Source organism: Microbacterium sp. CCH5-D1 (assembly GCF_001557335.1).
Classification (GTDB): Bacteria; Actinomycetota; Actinomycetes; order Actinomycetales; family Microbacteriaceae; genus Microbacterium; species Microbacterium oxydans.
This window is the reverse complement of sequence record NZ_LSJW01000316.1, coordinates 1-578: the sequence shown is the minus strand read 5'-3', so window position 1 is coordinate 578 and position 578 is coordinate 1. Positions and strand designations below refer to the sequence as shown.

Below are 578 nucleotides of genomic sequence, written 5' to 3'. Positions count from 1 at the left end.
TCTCCGTGGCACTGCTCGCCCTCGTCCCGCATCTGCCGCGCTACCACCGTTCGATGACGGCCTATGCCCACGAGATCGCGGACGCCGACACCTGATATGCCGACGGCGAACACGGCCTGGGCGCTGCGTTGTCGCCGGTAGATTCGAATCACTGAAACACGGAATCAGGAGCTGACATGGCTGCAGAACCCCTCCTCGCAACGAGCGTCTTCGACCGGTTGCTGAAGGACCGCATCATCTGGCTGGGGTCGGAGGTGCGCGACGAGAACGCGAACGAGATCTGCGCGAAGATCCTTCTCCTCGCCGCAGAAGACTCCGAGCGAGACATCTACCTCTACGTGAATTCGCCCGGCGGATCGATCACCGCGGGCATGGCGATCTACGACACGATGCAGTTCGTGCCGAACGACATCGTCACGGTCGGCATCGGAATGGCCGCCTCCATGGGGCAGCTGCTGTTGACGGCCGGCACCAAGGGCAAGCGGTACATCACGCCCAACGCACGCGTGCTGCTGCACCAGCCCCACGGCGGGTTCGGCGGAACGTCGAGCGACATCCAGACGCAGGCGCAGCTCATC

2 protein-coding genes are annotated in these 578 nt (G+C 64.0%); both read left to right on the top strand.

The features are described from left to right. The first annotated feature begins 5 nt into the window (after positions 1-5). Positions 6-95: a tetratricopeptide repeat protein gene (locus tag AX744_RS22060; protein WP_442922843.1), complete on the top strand. Its 90-nt coding sequence runs from the start codon at positions 6-8 to the stop codon at positions 93-95. Between the two features lie 81 nt (positions 96-176). Then, the coding region (locus tag AX744_RS19450) for an ATP-dependent Clp protease proteolytic subunit (RefSeq protein ID WP_061018773.1) at positions 177-578 on the top strand (402 nt) is incomplete at its 3' end.